The following is a 13,150-nucleotide window of genomic DNA, read 5'->3' as shown; positions in this document are numbered from 1 at the left end:
GCCGCGCGCCTTCGGGCACCGCACAGGACGAAGAAGGACGAAAGAATGACCGAGACACTCAAAACCGCGGATATCCAGCTGATTCAGCGCATTCTGCCGCACCGCTATCCCTTCCTGCTGGTCGACAAGGTGGTCGATATCGACGGCTACAAATCGGCCAAGGGCATCAAGAATGTCACCATGAACGAGCCGCATTTCCAGGGCCATTTCCCCGGCACCCCGATCATGCCCGGCGTCACCATCGTCGAGGCGATGGCGCAGACCTCCGGCGTGATGATCGGCGTGGCGATGGATCTGGCCGACAAGGACCTGCTGATCTACTTCATGGCGATCGACAAGTGCAAGTTCCGCCGCAAGGTGATCCCCGGCGACGTGCTCGAGATGAACGTCAGGACCGAGCGCGGCAAGCCCGGCGGCAAGGTCTGGAAATTCTCGGGCGTGGCCACGGTCGATGGCGAGATGGCGGCGGAATGCGAATTCACCGCGATGATGGATATCTGATGACCGAGACCTTCATCCATCCCAGCGCGGTGATCGAGGATGGCGCCGAGATCGGCATCGGCTGCCGCATCGGCCCGTTCTGTCACGTCGGGCCCAAGGTCACCCTGGCGCCGCGGGTCGAGCTGAAAAGCCACGTGGTGGTGACCGGCGTGACCGAGATCGGCGAGGACACGGTGATCTTTCCCTTCGCGGTGATCGGCGAGATCCCGCAGGACCTCAAGTTCGCCGGTGAAGAGACCCGGCTGGTGATCGGCAAGCGCAACCGCATCCGCGAGCATGTGACGATGAACACCGGCACCGCCGGTGGCGGTGGCGTGACGCGGGTGGGCGATGACGGGCTGTTCATGGCCGGCTGTCACGTCGCCCATGACGTGCAGATCGGCAACAAGGTGATCGTGGTGAATTCCGCCGCTCTGGCCGGCCATTGCATCATCGAGGACGAGGTGATCATCGGCGGGTTGTCCGGCGTGCACCAGTTCGTGCGCATCGGCCACGGCGCGATCATCGGCGCGGTCACCATGGTGACCAACGATGTCATTCCGCACGGTCTGGTGCAGGCCCCGCGCGGCAAGCTCGACGGGCTCAACCTCGTCGGTCTCAAGCGGCGCGGCGTGGCACGGTCGGACATCACCGCGCTGAGGGCGGCGTTCCAGATGCTGGCGCAGGGCGAGGGCGCCTTTGTCGAGCGCGCCCAAAGGCTGGGCGCCGAAACCCAGAGCGACTATGTGCGCGAGATCGTCGATTTCATCCTCGGCGACAGCGACCGTCACTACCTGACCCCCGGAGGCTGAGGCGGCATGTCTGGCGATTTGGCCATCCTGGCCGGGCGCGGGGCGATGCCCCGGGCGCTGGCCGAGGCGTATCCGCAGGCGCTCTGCGTGGCCTTCGACGGTGTCGAGACCGATCTGCCGCGCGCAGGCGCGCAGCACGGGTTCGAGGCCTTCGGCGCGCTGCTCGACGACCTGAAGGCGCGCGGCATCACGCGGCTGGTGCTGGCCGGTGGCGTCGGCCGCCCGCCGCTCGATCCCGGCGCCTTCGATCCCTTCATGCAGGCGCTGGCGCCACGGCTTCTGGCGGCGCTGCAGGGCGGCGACGATGCGCTGGTGCGGCTGGTGATCTCGGTCTTCGAAGAGGCCGATTTCGCGGTGATCGGCGCGCATGAGTTGCTTCCCGATCTGACCGCCGCTGCGGGACTGCTTGCTGGCACCGAGCCCGACGAGGCCGCGCGTGCCGACATCACCCGGGGCCGCGAGATCCTCGCCGCCCTCTCGCCACTCGACGTGGGCCAGAGCGCGGTGGTCGACACCGGCATCGCGCTGGGGATCGAGACGCAGCAGGGCACCGACGCCATGCTGCGCTTTGTCGCCGAGACGCCCGCGAACCTGCGCGGCACCGGCGGTGTGCTGGTCAAACGCCCCAAGCTGGGCCAGGACCTGCGCGTCGACATGCCCGCCATCGGTCCCGAGACGGTGCGCGGCGCCGCCAAGGCCGGGCTGCGCGGCATCGCAATTGCTGCCGGTCAAGTCGTCCTTATCGAGCGCGAGGCGCTGATCGCGGCGGCGCAAGAGGCCGGGCTGTTCCTGCTGGCAGAGGCGCCCTGATGCGGGTCTTCGTGATCGCCGGAGAGCCCTCGGGCGACAAGCTGGGCGCGGCGCTGATGGCGGGCTTTCGCAGCCTGATGCCCGAGGCAGAGGTCGAATTCATCGGCGTCGGCGGGCCGCGGATGGAAGAGGCGGGCCTCGACAGCATCTTTCCGATGGACGACATCTCGATCATGGGTCTGACCGAGATCCTGTCGCAATATCCCGCGCTGAAACGCCGGGTGAACGAAGCCGCAGAGGCCGCCATCGCCGCGCAGCCCGACGTGCTGGTGACCATCGATCTGCCGGAATTCTGCCTGCGCGTGGCGAAAATCGTCAAGGCGCGCTCCTCGATCCGCACGGTGCATTACGTCGCGCCGACGGTCTGGGCCTGGCGTCCGGGGCGCGCCGCCAAGATGGCCAAACATATCGACCAGGTTCTGGCGCTGCTGCCGTTCGAGCCGCCCTACATGCAGGCCGCCGGCATGCGCTGCGATTTCGTCGGCCACCCGGTGGTGACCGATCCGGTGGCCAGCGAGGCCGAGGCGGCGGAGTTTCGCAATCGCCACGGGCTGGACTCCGCGCCGATGCTGCTGGTGCTGCCCGGCTCGCGCCGCAGCGAGGTTGCGCGCATGGGACCGGTCTTTGGCGAGGTTCTGCGCGCGGTCTGCGCCAAGCGCCCCGAGATGCGCATAGTCGTGCCGGCAGCGGGGCCGGTGGTGGGCATGGTGCAGGCGGCGGTGGCCGACTGGCCCGGCGCGCCGCTGGTGCTCGACGGCGCGGCCGAAGGCGCGCAGGCCGAGAAGCGCGCGGCCTTTCGCGCCGGTGACCTGGCGCTGGCGGCCTCCGGCACGGTCTCGCTGGAGCTGGCGGCGGCGGGCACGCCGATGGTCATCGCCTATGACATGAACTGGCTGTCGCGGCAGATCATCGGCCGAATGCTGCGCGTCGACACGGTGACGCTGGTCAACCTGGTGTCAGACACCCGCGCGGTGCCGGAGTTCGTCGGCAAGGCCTGTGTGCCCGCCGAGATCGCCAAGGCGGTGCTGGCGCTGGCCGAGGCGCCGGAGGCGCAGGCCCATGCCATGGCGCTGACCATGGAGCGGTTGGGGCAGGGGCAGGAGCCGCCCGGCATCCGCGCCGCCCGTGCCGTGCTGGACGGGTTGGGCCGCAGCCCGGACAACAGCCCCGAGACATGAAAAACGCCGCCCCGATCAAGGGCGGCGTTTCGGATTTCAGCAGGGGCGCTCAAGCTTACTGGTTGATCACGCTGGCCTTGTCGTAGCCCGCGGTAAAGCCCTTGAGCGACATGGTCGAGGCGACCACCTGATCGGGCGCCGCGAAGGGCCGGATCATCACCTTGGCTGCCGCACCGCGTTTGAAGGCGGCGACATCCTCGGCGGTCAGGCCGATCCGCGCGTAGCAGCCCTGGCGGTTGCAGAACGAGAAGGGATAGCTCTTGGGCTGGTTGCCGTCGACCGAGATGCCGAGCTGACCGGTCAGCAGCGTCTCGAGCGGCACGATCACCGTCGCCCCGGCCGGCAGCTTGGAATCCTTGGGCAGGCGGAACAGCGAGATCTCGGCCAGCGGATTGCCGTCACCCTCTTTCAGCAGCTGGTAAAGCTGGCAGGGGTCGCTCTCGGGCGTCTCGGTGCGGATGCAGCGCAGCTCCCAGTCGCCGACCTCTTCCTTGACATAGGTCTGGCCCAGCGCCGGCTCGCCGCTCTCGGCCTCGACGGTGTCGCCTGTGGCGGCCTCTGCGGCGGGTGCTGCGTCTTCGGCCTCGGCCTCTGGCGTGGCCTCGGCGGGCGCTTCGGTTTCGGTGGTTGCTTCCGCGGCGTCATCCGCTGCGGTCTCCTGCGCCATCACCGGGGCCGTGGCGGCCAACAGGGCGATCAAAGGCATGAAGGAAAGAATTCTGGGCATCTTGCCCCCCTCTGGTTGAGATGTCGTCGGTTGGATGGGTCGGCTCCATCCTGCATCGAGCGCTTAGCATGCGGGCTCGGCCCTGTCAGGCTGTCTTCGCCATCCGCTTGGGCGTAATCGTGCATATATCCGTGAAGAGATGTCAACGCATCGGAGCCAACCCCTTGGCGGAAAAAAGAAAAGAGGCCGTTGAACCGGCCCCTTTTCCATTTTTCTTGCTCCCCGTCGGACTGGCCGACTTAGTCATTGCCCGGACGCTACGAATAATTTTGGCTTCGGTCAACAGGCAAGTTTTCACTTTTTCGGGGTCCGGCTCGAAAGCGCTTTGGTTTGCTGACGCGAGGTCCGCGAAAAAAGGCCGTACCTTTGCAGGCACGGCCCAGTCTGACAGGGAGGAAGTCAATCCGGCAAAAGGCGATTGCCCCGCACCGGACATTGCCCACAGTGACGCAGAAAGGTTAAGTTAGGGTTGCCCGGGCGTTTTTTGCGCACCGGGCGCGATTTTGTCAGGGGGATGCAGGGCATGGCAGAGATTTTCATCGGCGGCGGCGGGCCGGAGTATGGCGAACGGCAGGGGCTGGCGCTGGGCTATGCCAACCGTCACGGCCTGATCGCCGGCGCCACCGGCACCGGCAAGACGGTGACCCTGCAAATCCTCGCCGAGGGCTTTTCCAATGCCGGTGTGCCGGTCTTTCTGTCTGACGTCAAAGGCGATCTCTCGGGCCTTGCCGCCGCCGGCAGCGAGGGGTTCAAGCTGCACCAGGCCTTCGCCGAGCGTGCCGCCAAGATCGGCTTCGACGACTACGCCTATCAGGCCTTCCCCGTGACCTTCTGGGACCTCTTCGGCGAACAGGGCCACCCGGTGCGCACCACGGTGTCAGAGATGGGGCCACTGCTGATCTCGCGCCTGCTGGAGCTGTCGGAGGCGCAGGAAGGCGTGCTCAACATCGCCTTCCGCCTGGCCGACGAACAGGGGCTGCCGCTGCTCGATCTCAAGGACCTGCAAGCGCTGCTGGTCTGGGTCGGCGAGAGCCGCAAGGACCTGTCACTGCGCTACGGCAATATCTCCACCGCCTCGATCGGCGCGATCCAGCGACGGCTACTGGTGCTGGAAAACCAGGGCGGCGCGCGGCTCTTTGGCGAACCGGCGCTCGAGCTGGGCGACCTGATGACCTGTGACGCCGAGGGACGGGGACGGATCAACATCCTGGCCGCCGATACGCTGATGGCCTCGCCCCGGCTTTACGCCACCTTCCTGCTCTGGCTGCTGTCCGAGCTCTTCGAAGAGCTGCCCGAGGTCGGTGATCCGGACAAGCCGAAGCTGGTCTTCTTCTTCGACGAGGCGCATCTGTTGTTCGACGGTGCGCCGCCGGCGCTGGTCGACAAGGTGGAACAAGTGGCTCGGCTGATCCGCTCCAAGGGCGTCGGTGTCTTCTTCATCACCCAGAACCCCGATGACGTGCCAGAGGACATCCTGGGCCAGCTCGGAAACCGCATCCAGCATGCCCTGCGCGCCTTCACCGCCCGCGACCGCAAGGCGCTGCGGATGGCCGCCGAGACCTATCGCGACAACCCGCGTTTCGACATCGAAGAGGCGATCCGCGAGGTCGGCGTCGGCGAGGCGGTGACCTCGATGCTGCAGAAGAAGGGCGTGCCGGGGATGGCAGAGCGCACACTGATCCGGCCGCCGTCGTCGCAGCTCGGGCCGCTTGCGGCCGGGGTGCGGGCGCAGGTGATGGCGGGCTCGCCGGTGGCGGGGAAATACGATGCGCTGCAGGACCGGCATTCGGCCTACGAGATCCTGGCGAAACGGGCCGAAGAGGCGGCGCAAGCGGCCGAAGAGGCCGAGCGCCGGGAAGAGGCGGCCGAGGTGGCCGAGCGCGAATACCGCGCCGGGCGGCGCTATTCCGGAACGCGCGTCACCCGCTCGACCTCGCGCCGGCGCAGCACTGGCGGTTCGATCGGCGAGGCGATGACCCAGGCGGTGATCAAGGAGCTCAAGGGCACCACCGGTCGCCGTATCGTCCGCGGCATCCTGGGCGGGCTGTTCAAGGGGCGGTAGACGGTTCCGCAAGCTCACTTCCGAAGTCCCGGCCCGGAACAAGGCCGAAGGCCGCCGGGCCAGCGGCTGCCCGCCCCCCGGGCTGCCGCTTGGCTGACGCTAGCGCGTCAATCAGAGGTTATCCGGATCTGTCGGACATAAAGCGCTGCCGAACACCCGGAGCAGCGGCACCCCGCGGGCAGCCACTGGCCCGGCTCAATCTCTGACCCGGGCCGAGCAAAGCTCACCGCTCCGGTAACAGCCCCCTTGGCGCAAACCGCAGCACCAAGAGCAGGATCACCCCCATGGTCAGCAGCCGCATGTGCTGCACCGAGCCCTGCAGATGCGCCTTGAGCGCCGAGCCATCCGCCATGCCGGCGGTCGCCAGGTCCATCACCGCAGCCCCGATCGGCTCGACCTGCACCCAGAGGAACCAGATCAGGAACCCGCCCAGCACCGCGCCGAAGTTGTTGCCGGACCCGCCGACAATCACCATCACCCAGATCAGGAAGGTATAGCGCAGCGGCTGATAGGACGCCGGCGTCAATTGACCGTCCAGCGTCGTCATCATCGCCCCGGCCACGCCGCAGATCGCCGAGCCCAGCACGAAGACCTGCAGGTGCCGCGCGGTGACATCCTTGCCCATCGCCCGCGCCGCCACCTCGTTGTCGCGGATCGCGCGCATCATCCGGCCCCAGGGCGACTTCAGCGCCAGCTGCGCCAGCACCAGAACCAGGATCAGCACCGCGGCAAACATCAGCCCGTAGCCGAGCTTGACGTAGAGCGTCGAGGCGGTGGTGACGTCGATCCCCAGATCGGTGGCACGCGCCACGAACTCCGGATCATTCTGCAGGTCGATCTCGTTCGGCACCGGCCGGGGCAGGCCGATCACGTTCTTGACCCCACGCGCCAGCCAATCCTCGTTCTTGAGCACCGCGATGATGATCTCGGCAATCCCCAGCGTCGCAATCGCCAGGTAGTCCGACCGCAGCCCCAGCGCCGTCTTGCCGATCACCCAGGCGGCGGCCGCGGCAAACAGCCCCCCAACGGGCCAGGCCAGCACGATCGGCAGACCCAGACCGCCCAGGTATCCGGTCAGCGCCGGGTTGATGCTCTCGATCGCATCGACCGCCGGGTCGAACAGCCCGCGATAGATCACGAAGCCCGCCACCAGCACCGCCAGCATCACCAGCGCCCGCAGCCAGCCCTTGGCCATCCTGCGCGTCAGCCAGACCGCCAGCGCAAGGGTCGCGGCCCCCACGGCCAGCGCCGCCAGCACGCCGGTGGCGCCGACCTCCCAGGCCTCCTTGACCGGCGGCATGGCGATCACCACGGTTGCCAGCCCGCCAAGCGCCACGAACCCCATGACACCGACGTTGAACAGCCCGGCAAAGCCCCATTGCAGGTTCACCCCCAGCGCCATCAGCGCCGAGACCAGCCCCATGTTGAGAATGAGCAGCGCCGAGTTCCAGCTCTGCACCACGCCGGTGCCGATGATCAGCAGCGCCACAAAGGCAAAGAGCGCGAGGGTTTTCACAGTCTGGCTCATACCGATTTCCCCTTGAACAGACCGGTGGGCCGGATCAGCAGCACGATCACCAGGATGACGAAGCTCACGGCGAACTTGTAGTCCGTCCCCAGCAGCTGCAGCAGGCTCTCCGGCGCCCAGGCCTCGGGCAGCAGGTATTCCGCCACCTTCTTCCAGGCATAGGTGATGCCGACCTCGGAAAAGGCGATGACAAAGCCGCCGGCAATGGCCCCCAGCGGCGAGCCCAGCCCGCCGACAATGGCACTGGCAAAGACCGGCAGCAGCAGCTGGAAATAGGTGAAGGGCTTGAAGGTCTTGTCGAGACCGTAAAGCGTGCCGGCAATCGTCGCCAGCGCCGCAACCAGCAGCCAGGTGATCATCACCACCCGCTCGGGGTTGATGCCCGACAAGAGCGCTAGGTCCTCGTTGTCGGAATAGGCCCGCATCGACTTGCCGGTGCGGGTGCGGTTGAGAAACCAGAACAGCGCTGCCACGGTGATCACCGCGGTCACCACGGTCAGACCTTGCGTGGTGCGGATGCCCAGGCCTTCGTCCAGCCCCGTCAGTTCCTTGAAATCGCGCACCGAGATGATGAAGCGCTCGCCATCGGCAAAACGCTGGTCATCAGCGCCGATGATGAAGCGCACCACGCCGTTGTAGACGAACATCACCCCCATCGAGACGATCACCAGGATCACCGGCTTGACCCGCTGCGACCGGTAGAAGCGATAGACCATGCGGTCGGTCAAAAGCACCAGTGCCATGCAGCCGAGGATGCCGAAGGGCAGGGCGAGCAGGGCGGTGGGCAGCGGCCCCAGGCTTACGCCCCAGCCCTGCAAGAGCCAGGTCACCAGGATGGTGACCATGGCGCCAAAGGCCATGGTGTCGCCATGGGCAAAGTTGGAAAACCGCAGGATGCCATAGATCAGCGTCACCCCCAGCGCCCCCAACGCCAGCTGCGCGCCATAGGCCACGGCCGGGATCAGGACGAAATTGGCCAGAACCACCAATGCGTTCAGTATGTCCATCGGCTACCTCTTGCGGATCGGCCCGCAATGGCCGGCATAGGCCATTGTCTTGCCGTCGTTGAAATTGATCTGCCAGAGCGTTTCGCCGCCTGGCGCGATTGTCATGATCTCGCGCGACACATCCGTCGCAAAGGAGACCGCGCTCGCCCCGGCGCTGTTGCGCGTCTGGCGGCCGGCATAGCGCCGGCCATTGCCGACCAGCACCGAGGCGCGCGCCCCGTCACTGTCGATGTCTGCATGCAGCAGGACCGCGCGGCTCACCCCTTCGTAGATCTGCCGCTCGAACCGGCAGGCGCGTGCTTCCGGCGCCGCCGCGGCCGCCTGGGCCAGCAGAACCAGCGCCGCGGACCCGGACATCAGGAAATGCCACGTCACCTCAGCCCCCCAGAAAACTGCGCCGAACCTCTGGGTCGGCCAACAGGTCCTTGCCGGTGCCGGTATGGGCATTGCGCCCCTGGACCAGCACATAGCCCTTGTCGGCGATCTCCAGCGCCTGGCGGGCATTCTGTTCCACCATCAGGATGGAGATCCCGGTGCGTGCCACCTCGATGATCCGGTCGAAAAGCTCGTCCATCACGATGGGCGAGACGCCCGCCGTCGGCTCGTCCAGCATCAGCACCTGCGGTTTGGTCATCAGCGCACGGCCCACGGCGACCTGCTGGCGCTGACCGCCAGACAGCTCGCCCGCCGCCTGGTTGCGCTTGTCGCGCAGGATCGGGAACAGCTCGTAGACCTGCTCCATGGTGCCGCGAATGTCGTCGCGGCGGATGAAAGCGCCCATCTCGAGGTTCTCTTCCACCGACATGGAACCGAAGATATTGCTGGTCTGCGGCACGAACCCCATGCCCCGCGCCACCCGGTCCTGCGGGCTGAGCGTGGTGATCTCCTGGCCGTCCAGCCGAACCGCGCCGGACCGCACGTCGAGCATGCCGAAGACCGCCTTCATTGCGGTCGACTTGCCGGCGCCATTGGGGCCGACGATCACCGCGATCTCGCCTTTCTCGACCGCGATGGTGCACTCATGCAGAATATCCGGGCCCTTGCCATACCCGCCGGTCATGGCCTCGCCGATCAGAAATGGTTCAGCCACGCCCCGCTCCTCCTTCCTCTTGCCGGAAATACCCTCGGGGAGCGCGAGGGGCTGGCCCCTCGCATGTTGTGGGAGCGCGAGGGGCTGGCCCCTCGCTTGCGCAACGCTGCTGCCATCACACCGTTTCCTTGTTCTTCAACCCGGTGCCGAGGTAGGCCTCGATCACCTGTTCGTTTGCCTTGATCTCGGCGATCGTGCCCTGCGCCAGCTTCTTGCCCTCGGCCATGACGATCACCGGATCGCAGAGCCGGGCGATGAAATCCATGTCGTGCTCGATCACGCAGAAGGTATAGCCGCGCTCCTTGTTGAGCCGCAGGATCGCGTCGGCGATGGTGTTGAGCAGGGTGCGGTTCACCCCGGCGCCGACCTCGTCGAGAAAGACGATGCGCGCGTCGACCATCATCGTGCGGCCCAGTTCCAGCAGCTTCTTCTGACCACCGGAAATCGCGCCCGCCGGGTGATCGGCCAGATGCGAGATGGTCAGGAAGTCCAGCACCTCGTCGGCCAGGGCGCGCAGCGCGCGCTCTTCCTCGGCAATCCGCCGCCGGCCGAACCATGTGTTCCAGAGCACCTCGCCGGATTGCCCGCCCGGCACCATCATCAGGTTCTCGCGGCAGGTCATCGAACTGAATTCATGCGCCACCTGAAAGGTGCGCAGCAAGCCCTTGGAAAACAACACATGTGGCGCAAGACCGGTGATGTCTTCCTCGTCCATGTACACCTTGCCGGAGGTTGGTGGAAGAACCCCGGCGATCACGTTGAAAAGTGTGGTCTTTCCGGCGCCGTTGGGCCCCACCAACGCGGTGACCGAGCCTTTCTCGATCTCCAGAGTCGCGCCGTCCACGGCGTGAAAGCCGCCGAAATGTCTGTGCAGGTTCTCAACCCGGATCACGCCATCATCCCCCTCGTGGCAAAACAGCCCGGCGCTCTGCCGGGCTGTCTCTGTCTTGTGACGTCAACTGCGGATCAGCGGTAGCCGATCTCTTCCAGCTTGCCGTCCTTCATCTCCATCTCGACGTAACCGCCAGAGGCTTCACCGGGCTCGATCAGCTCGACCGAGGAGGCGCCGACATAGTCGATGTCGGTGCCGGCCGACACCAGCTCGATCGCCTTGGCCAGCTCGCCGGCATAGATCTTCTCGCCGGGCGCGTTGGCCAGGTCCATCACCTTGGCCGCCGCTTCGGCGCCATTGGTCGAACCGGCTGCCGCCATCGACAGCAGGATCAGCGCCATCGAATCATAGGCTTCCTTGGCATAGACCGAGGTGCCGTCGAAGCCGGCGGTTTCCGCCAGGGCCAGGAACTCGTCGCCGCGCTCGTTCTCGACGCTGGGGTTCTGGCCGAAGGAGCCGTCGATGTCGGCGCCGAAGTTGTTCTCGAGCGCGTCGCCGATCATGCCGTCGGGCAGGACAAAGGTGTCGAACGCACCGGTGTCGAGCGCCGCCTGGATGATGCCGGAACCGCCCTGGTCGACATAGCCGATCACCACCAGCGCGTCGCCGCCGGCCGAGGCCAGCGAGCCGACTTCGGCCGAGTAATCCGCCTTGCCGTCTTCGTGGCTGGTCGAGAGGGTGACCGAGCCGCCGGCCGCTTCGAACGCCTGCTGGAAGCTGTCGGCGAGGCCCGAGCCATAGTCGTTGTTGGTGTAAGTCACGGCGACGCTGTCGATGCCGCGGTCCTTGATGATCTGCGCCATCACTTCACCCTGGCGCGCGTCGGACGGGGCCATGCGGAAGAACAGACCGTTGTCCTCGATCGACGACAGGCCCGGCGAGGTGGCCGAGGGCGAGATCTGCAGGATGCCGTTGGGCACCGAGACGTTGGTCAGCACGGCACCGGTGGCGCCGGAGCACATGGCGCCCATGATCGCCGCGACACCGTCAGAGGTGACAAGGCGTTCGGCCGCGGCGGTGGCTGCTGCCGCGTCGGCACAGGTGCCGTCGCCACGGACCGCTTCGGCCATCTTGCCGTCGAGGATGCCGCCGGCGGCGTTGACCTCTTCCAGCGCCATTTCCGCGCCTGCCGCGATGGCCGGGGCGAGGGTTTCCAGCGGGCCGGTAAAGCCCAGGATGATCCCCACCTTGAGCGTCTCGGAATGGCTGGCCGCCTGCGCCGTCATTGCGGTCAGGCTGGTCAGCGCTGTTGCCAGCAAAAACTTTTTCATCGTGATGTCTCCCTGATTGGATAACACTATCCGGCGGCCAGCCTATGCGCGGATTTGCGGGAAGAAAAGACCGATTGCCGCCATGTCATGGGACGATCTTCACGAAAACATCATGACTGTGGGTACGGCAAACCGGTGCACTATCCTATTGGTAGAACAAAGGAGGTTTTCATGCTGCGCCTGATCCTGACCCTGCTGCTGGCCGGCAGCCCGCTTGCCGCCGACCCACTGCGCACATCCGCCGGCACCGTCGAGGTCACCGCCGTGGTGCGCGGTCTCGACGAGCCCTGGTCGGTGGGCTTTCTGCCCGGTGGCGGGCTGTTGATCACCGAGCGGGACGGCAAGCTGCTGCATGTGGGCGGCGACGGCAGCCATTCCACCGTCACCGGCCTGCCGCCGATTGCGGCGCTGGGGCAGGGTGGCCTGCTGGACGTGCTGGTGCCGAATGATTTCCGCCAGCGGCGCGAGATCTTCCTGTCCTACGCCAAGCCCGAGGGTCGCGATGCCGGGACCGCCGTCCTGCGCGCGCGGCTGAGCGAAGACGGAAAGAGCCTGGAACAGGTCAGGACGATCTTCTCGATGACCCGGCCCACCGGCAAGGGTCAGCACTTCGGCTCGCGGCTGGTCGAGGCGCGCGACGGCACGCTGTTCCTGACCATCGGCGACCGCGGCGACCGGCCGGCGGCGCAGGACCTGTCGCGGCACAACGGCTCGGTCCTGCGGATCACCCGCGATGGCGCGCCGGCACCGGGCAACCCAGATCTCGGGGCTGATGCGCTGCCGGAGATCTGGTCCTACGGCCATCGGAACCCGCAGGGCGCGGCGTTGGATCTGCAGGGCAATCTCTGGGTCAACGAACATGGCGCCAGGGGCGGTGACGAGGTCAACCGCATCCGCAAGGGCGCCAACTATGGCTGGCCGGTGATCGCCTATGGCCGGCATTATTCCGGCGGCCGGATCGGCGAGGGCACGTCAAAGCCCGGCATGGAGCAGCCGGTGCATTACTGGGACCCCTCGATCGCGCCTTCGGGGATGATGTTCTATTCCGGCAAGCTCTGGCCCGAGTGGAAGGGCGATCTCTTTGTCGGCTCGCTCAAGTTCGACTATATCGCGCGGCTCGACGGCTCACCGCTGCGCGAGGTGGAAAAGATCGGCTCTGGCGCCACCGAGCGGGTGCGCGACATCCGCGAAGGGCCGGACGGGTCGATCTGGTTTCTCAGCGTCGGGCAGGGCGCGCTCTACCGGATGACACCCGGCTAGGCGCGAGACACTGGACGCAACGCGTGCCACGCG

At 66.6% G+C, this 13,150-nt stretch carries 13 protein-coding genes; 6 read left to right on the top strand and 7 right to left on the bottom strand.

Annotation, left to right across the window (positions count from 1 at the left end):
- Positions 1 to 45: 45 nt before the first annotated feature.
- Genes fabZ through lpxB form a run of 4 tightly spaced genes read left to right on the top strand, consistent with a single transcriptional unit; the run spans position 46 to position 3,280 of the window.
- Positions 46 to 501, top strand: coding sequence for a 3-hydroxyacyl-ACP dehydratase FabZ (fabZ, locus tag ACN0SE_RS17040; protein WP_417525734.1), 456 nt, complete (start codon positions 46 to 48; stop codon positions 499 to 501).
- Positions 501 to 1,292, top strand: coding sequence for an acyl-ACP--UDP-N-acetylglucosamine O-acyltransferase (lpxA, locus tag ACN0SE_RS17035; protein WP_417525733.1), 792 nt, complete (start codon positions 501 to 503; stop codon positions 1,290 to 1,292). Before fabZ ends, lpxA begins: the two co-directional genes overlap by 1 nt.
- A 6-nt stretch (positions 1,293 to 1,298) precedes the next feature.
- Positions 1,299 to 2,102, top strand: coding sequence for an LpxI family protein (locus tag ACN0SE_RS17030; protein WP_417525732.1), 804 nt, complete (start codon positions 1,299 to 1,301; stop codon positions 2,100 to 2,102).
- Positions 2,102 to 3,280 (top strand): lipid-A-disaccharide synthase, encoded by a 1,179-nt coding sequence (lpxB, locus tag ACN0SE_RS17025; protein ID WP_417525731.1) that lies wholly within the window; start codon positions 2,102 to 2,104, stop codon positions 3,278 to 3,280. The genes ACN0SE_RS17030 and lpxB overlap by 1 nt, the downstream gene beginning before the upstream one ends.
- Positions 3,281 to 3,335: 55 nt before the next feature.
- On the opposite strand, the gene ACN0SE_RS17020 is transcribed toward lpxB, so the two are convergent.
- Positions 3,336 to 4,007 (bottom strand): invasion associated locus B family protein, encoded by a 672-nt coding sequence (locus ACN0SE_RS17020; protein ID WP_417525730.1) that lies wholly within the window; start codon positions 4,005 to 4,007, stop codon positions 3,336 to 3,338.
- A gap of 523 nt (positions 4,008 to 4,530) precedes the next feature.
- Between ACN0SE_RS17020 and ACN0SE_RS17015 the strand changes: the two genes are divergently transcribed.
- A complete protein-coding gene (locus tag ACN0SE_RS17015; protein WP_417525729.1) occupies positions 4,531 to 6,069 on the top strand; it encodes a helicase HerA-like domain-containing protein in 1,539 nt (512 codons plus the stop codon).
- Between the two features lie 223 nt (positions 6,070 to 6,292).
- Here the strand turns inward: ACN0SE_RS17015 and ACN0SE_RS17010 are convergent, their stop codons facing one another.
- The 6 genes from ACN0SE_RS17010 to ACN0SE_RS16985 form a co-directional block, all read right to left on the bottom strand.
- Positions 6,293 to 7,597, bottom strand: a complete 1,305-nt coding sequence (locus ACN0SE_RS17010) for a branched-chain amino acid ABC transporter permease (RefSeq protein ID WP_417525728.1) — start codon at positions 7,595 to 7,597, stop codon at positions 6,293 to 6,295.
- Positions 7,594 to 8,604: a branched-chain amino acid ABC transporter permease gene (locus ACN0SE_RS17005; protein WP_417525727.1), complete on the bottom strand. Its 1,011-nt coding sequence runs from the start codon at positions 8,602 to 8,604 to the stop codon at positions 7,594 to 7,596. The genes ACN0SE_RS17010 and ACN0SE_RS17005 overlap by 4 nt, the downstream gene beginning before the upstream one ends.
- Before the next feature lie 3 nt (positions 8,605 to 8,607).
- Positions 8,608 to 8,979, bottom strand: a complete 372-nt coding sequence (locus tag ACN0SE_RS17000; RefSeq protein ID WP_417525726.1) for a hypothetical protein — start codon at positions 8,977 to 8,979, stop codon at positions 8,608 to 8,610.
- Between the two features lies 1 nt (position 8,980).
- Complete coding sequence (locus tag ACN0SE_RS16995; RefSeq protein ID WP_417525725.1) at positions 8,981 to 9,694, bottom strand: ABC transporter ATP-binding protein; 714 nt, start codon at positions 9,692 to 9,694, stop codon at positions 8,981 to 8,983.
- Positions 9,695 to 9,809: 115 nt separating this feature from the next.
- The gene (locus ACN0SE_RS16990) at positions 9,810 to 10,586 is read right to left on the bottom strand and encodes an ABC transporter ATP-binding protein (RefSeq protein ID WP_417525724.1); all 777 of its coding nucleotides are present in this window, start codon (positions 10,584 to 10,586) and stop codon (positions 9,810 to 9,812) included.
- A gap of 74 nt (positions 10,587 to 10,660) precedes the next feature.
- On the bottom strand, positions 10,661 to 11,857 hold the full coding sequence (locus ACN0SE_RS16985) for an ABC transporter substrate-binding protein (RefSeq protein WP_417525723.1): 1,197 nt from the start codon (positions 11,855 to 11,857) through the stop codon (positions 10,661 to 10,663).
- Positions 11,858 to 12,028: 171 nt separating this feature from the next.
- Between ACN0SE_RS16985 and ACN0SE_RS16980 the strand changes: the two genes are divergently transcribed.
- A complete protein-coding gene (locus ACN0SE_RS16980; protein WP_417525722.1) occupies positions 12,029 to 13,117 on the top strand; it encodes a PQQ-dependent sugar dehydrogenase in 1,089 nt (362 codons plus the stop codon).
- The last annotated feature ends 33 nt before the right edge of the window (positions 13,118 to 13,150 follow it).

It is taken from the genome of Marinovum sp. (assembly GCF_048263515.1).
In the GTDB taxonomy this organism is placed as follows: Bacteria; Pseudomonadota; Alphaproteobacteria; order Rhodobacterales; family Rhodobacteraceae; genus Marinovum.
Note: the sequence above shows the minus strand (reverse complement) of the source record. Positions and strands in the feature narration are given on the sequence as shown.

Coding starts and splice junctions, on each gene's coding strand:
- fabZ (WP_417525734.1), top strand. CDS start 46: ATGACCGAGACACTCAAAACCGCGGATATCCAGCTGATTCAGCGCATT.
- lpxA (WP_417525733.1), top strand. CDS start 501: ATGACCGAGACCTTCATCCATCCCAGCGCGGTGATCGAGGATGGCGCC.
- ACN0SE_RS17030 (WP_417525732.1), top strand. CDS start 1,299: ATGTCTGGCGATTTGGCCATCCTGGCCGGGCGCGGGGCGATGCCCCGG.
- lpxB (WP_417525731.1), top strand. CDS start 2,102: ATGCGGGTCTTCGTGATCGCCGGAGAGCCCTCGGGCGACAAGCTGGGC.
- ACN0SE_RS17020 (WP_417525730.1), bottom strand. CDS start 4,007: ATGCCCAGAATTCTTTCCTTCATGCCTTTGATCGCCCTGTTGGCCGCC.
- ACN0SE_RS17015 (WP_417525729.1), top strand. CDS start 4,531: ATGGCAGAGATTTTCATCGGCGGCGGCGGGCCGGAGTATGGCGAACGG.
- ACN0SE_RS17010 (WP_417525728.1), bottom strand. CDS start 7,597: ATGAGCCAGACTGTGAAAACCCTCGCGCTCTTTGCCTTTGTGGCGCTG.
- ACN0SE_RS17005 (WP_417525727.1), bottom strand. CDS start 8,604: ATGGACATACTGAACGCATTGGTGGTTCTGGCCAATTTCGTCCTGATC.
- ACN0SE_RS16985 (WP_417525723.1), bottom strand. CDS start 11,857: ATGAAAAAGTTTTTGCTGGCAACAGCGCTGACCAGCCTGACCGCAATG.
- ACN0SE_RS16980 (WP_417525722.1), top strand. CDS start 12,029: ATGCTGCGCCTGATCCTGACCCTGCTGCTGGCCGGCAGCCCGCTTGCC.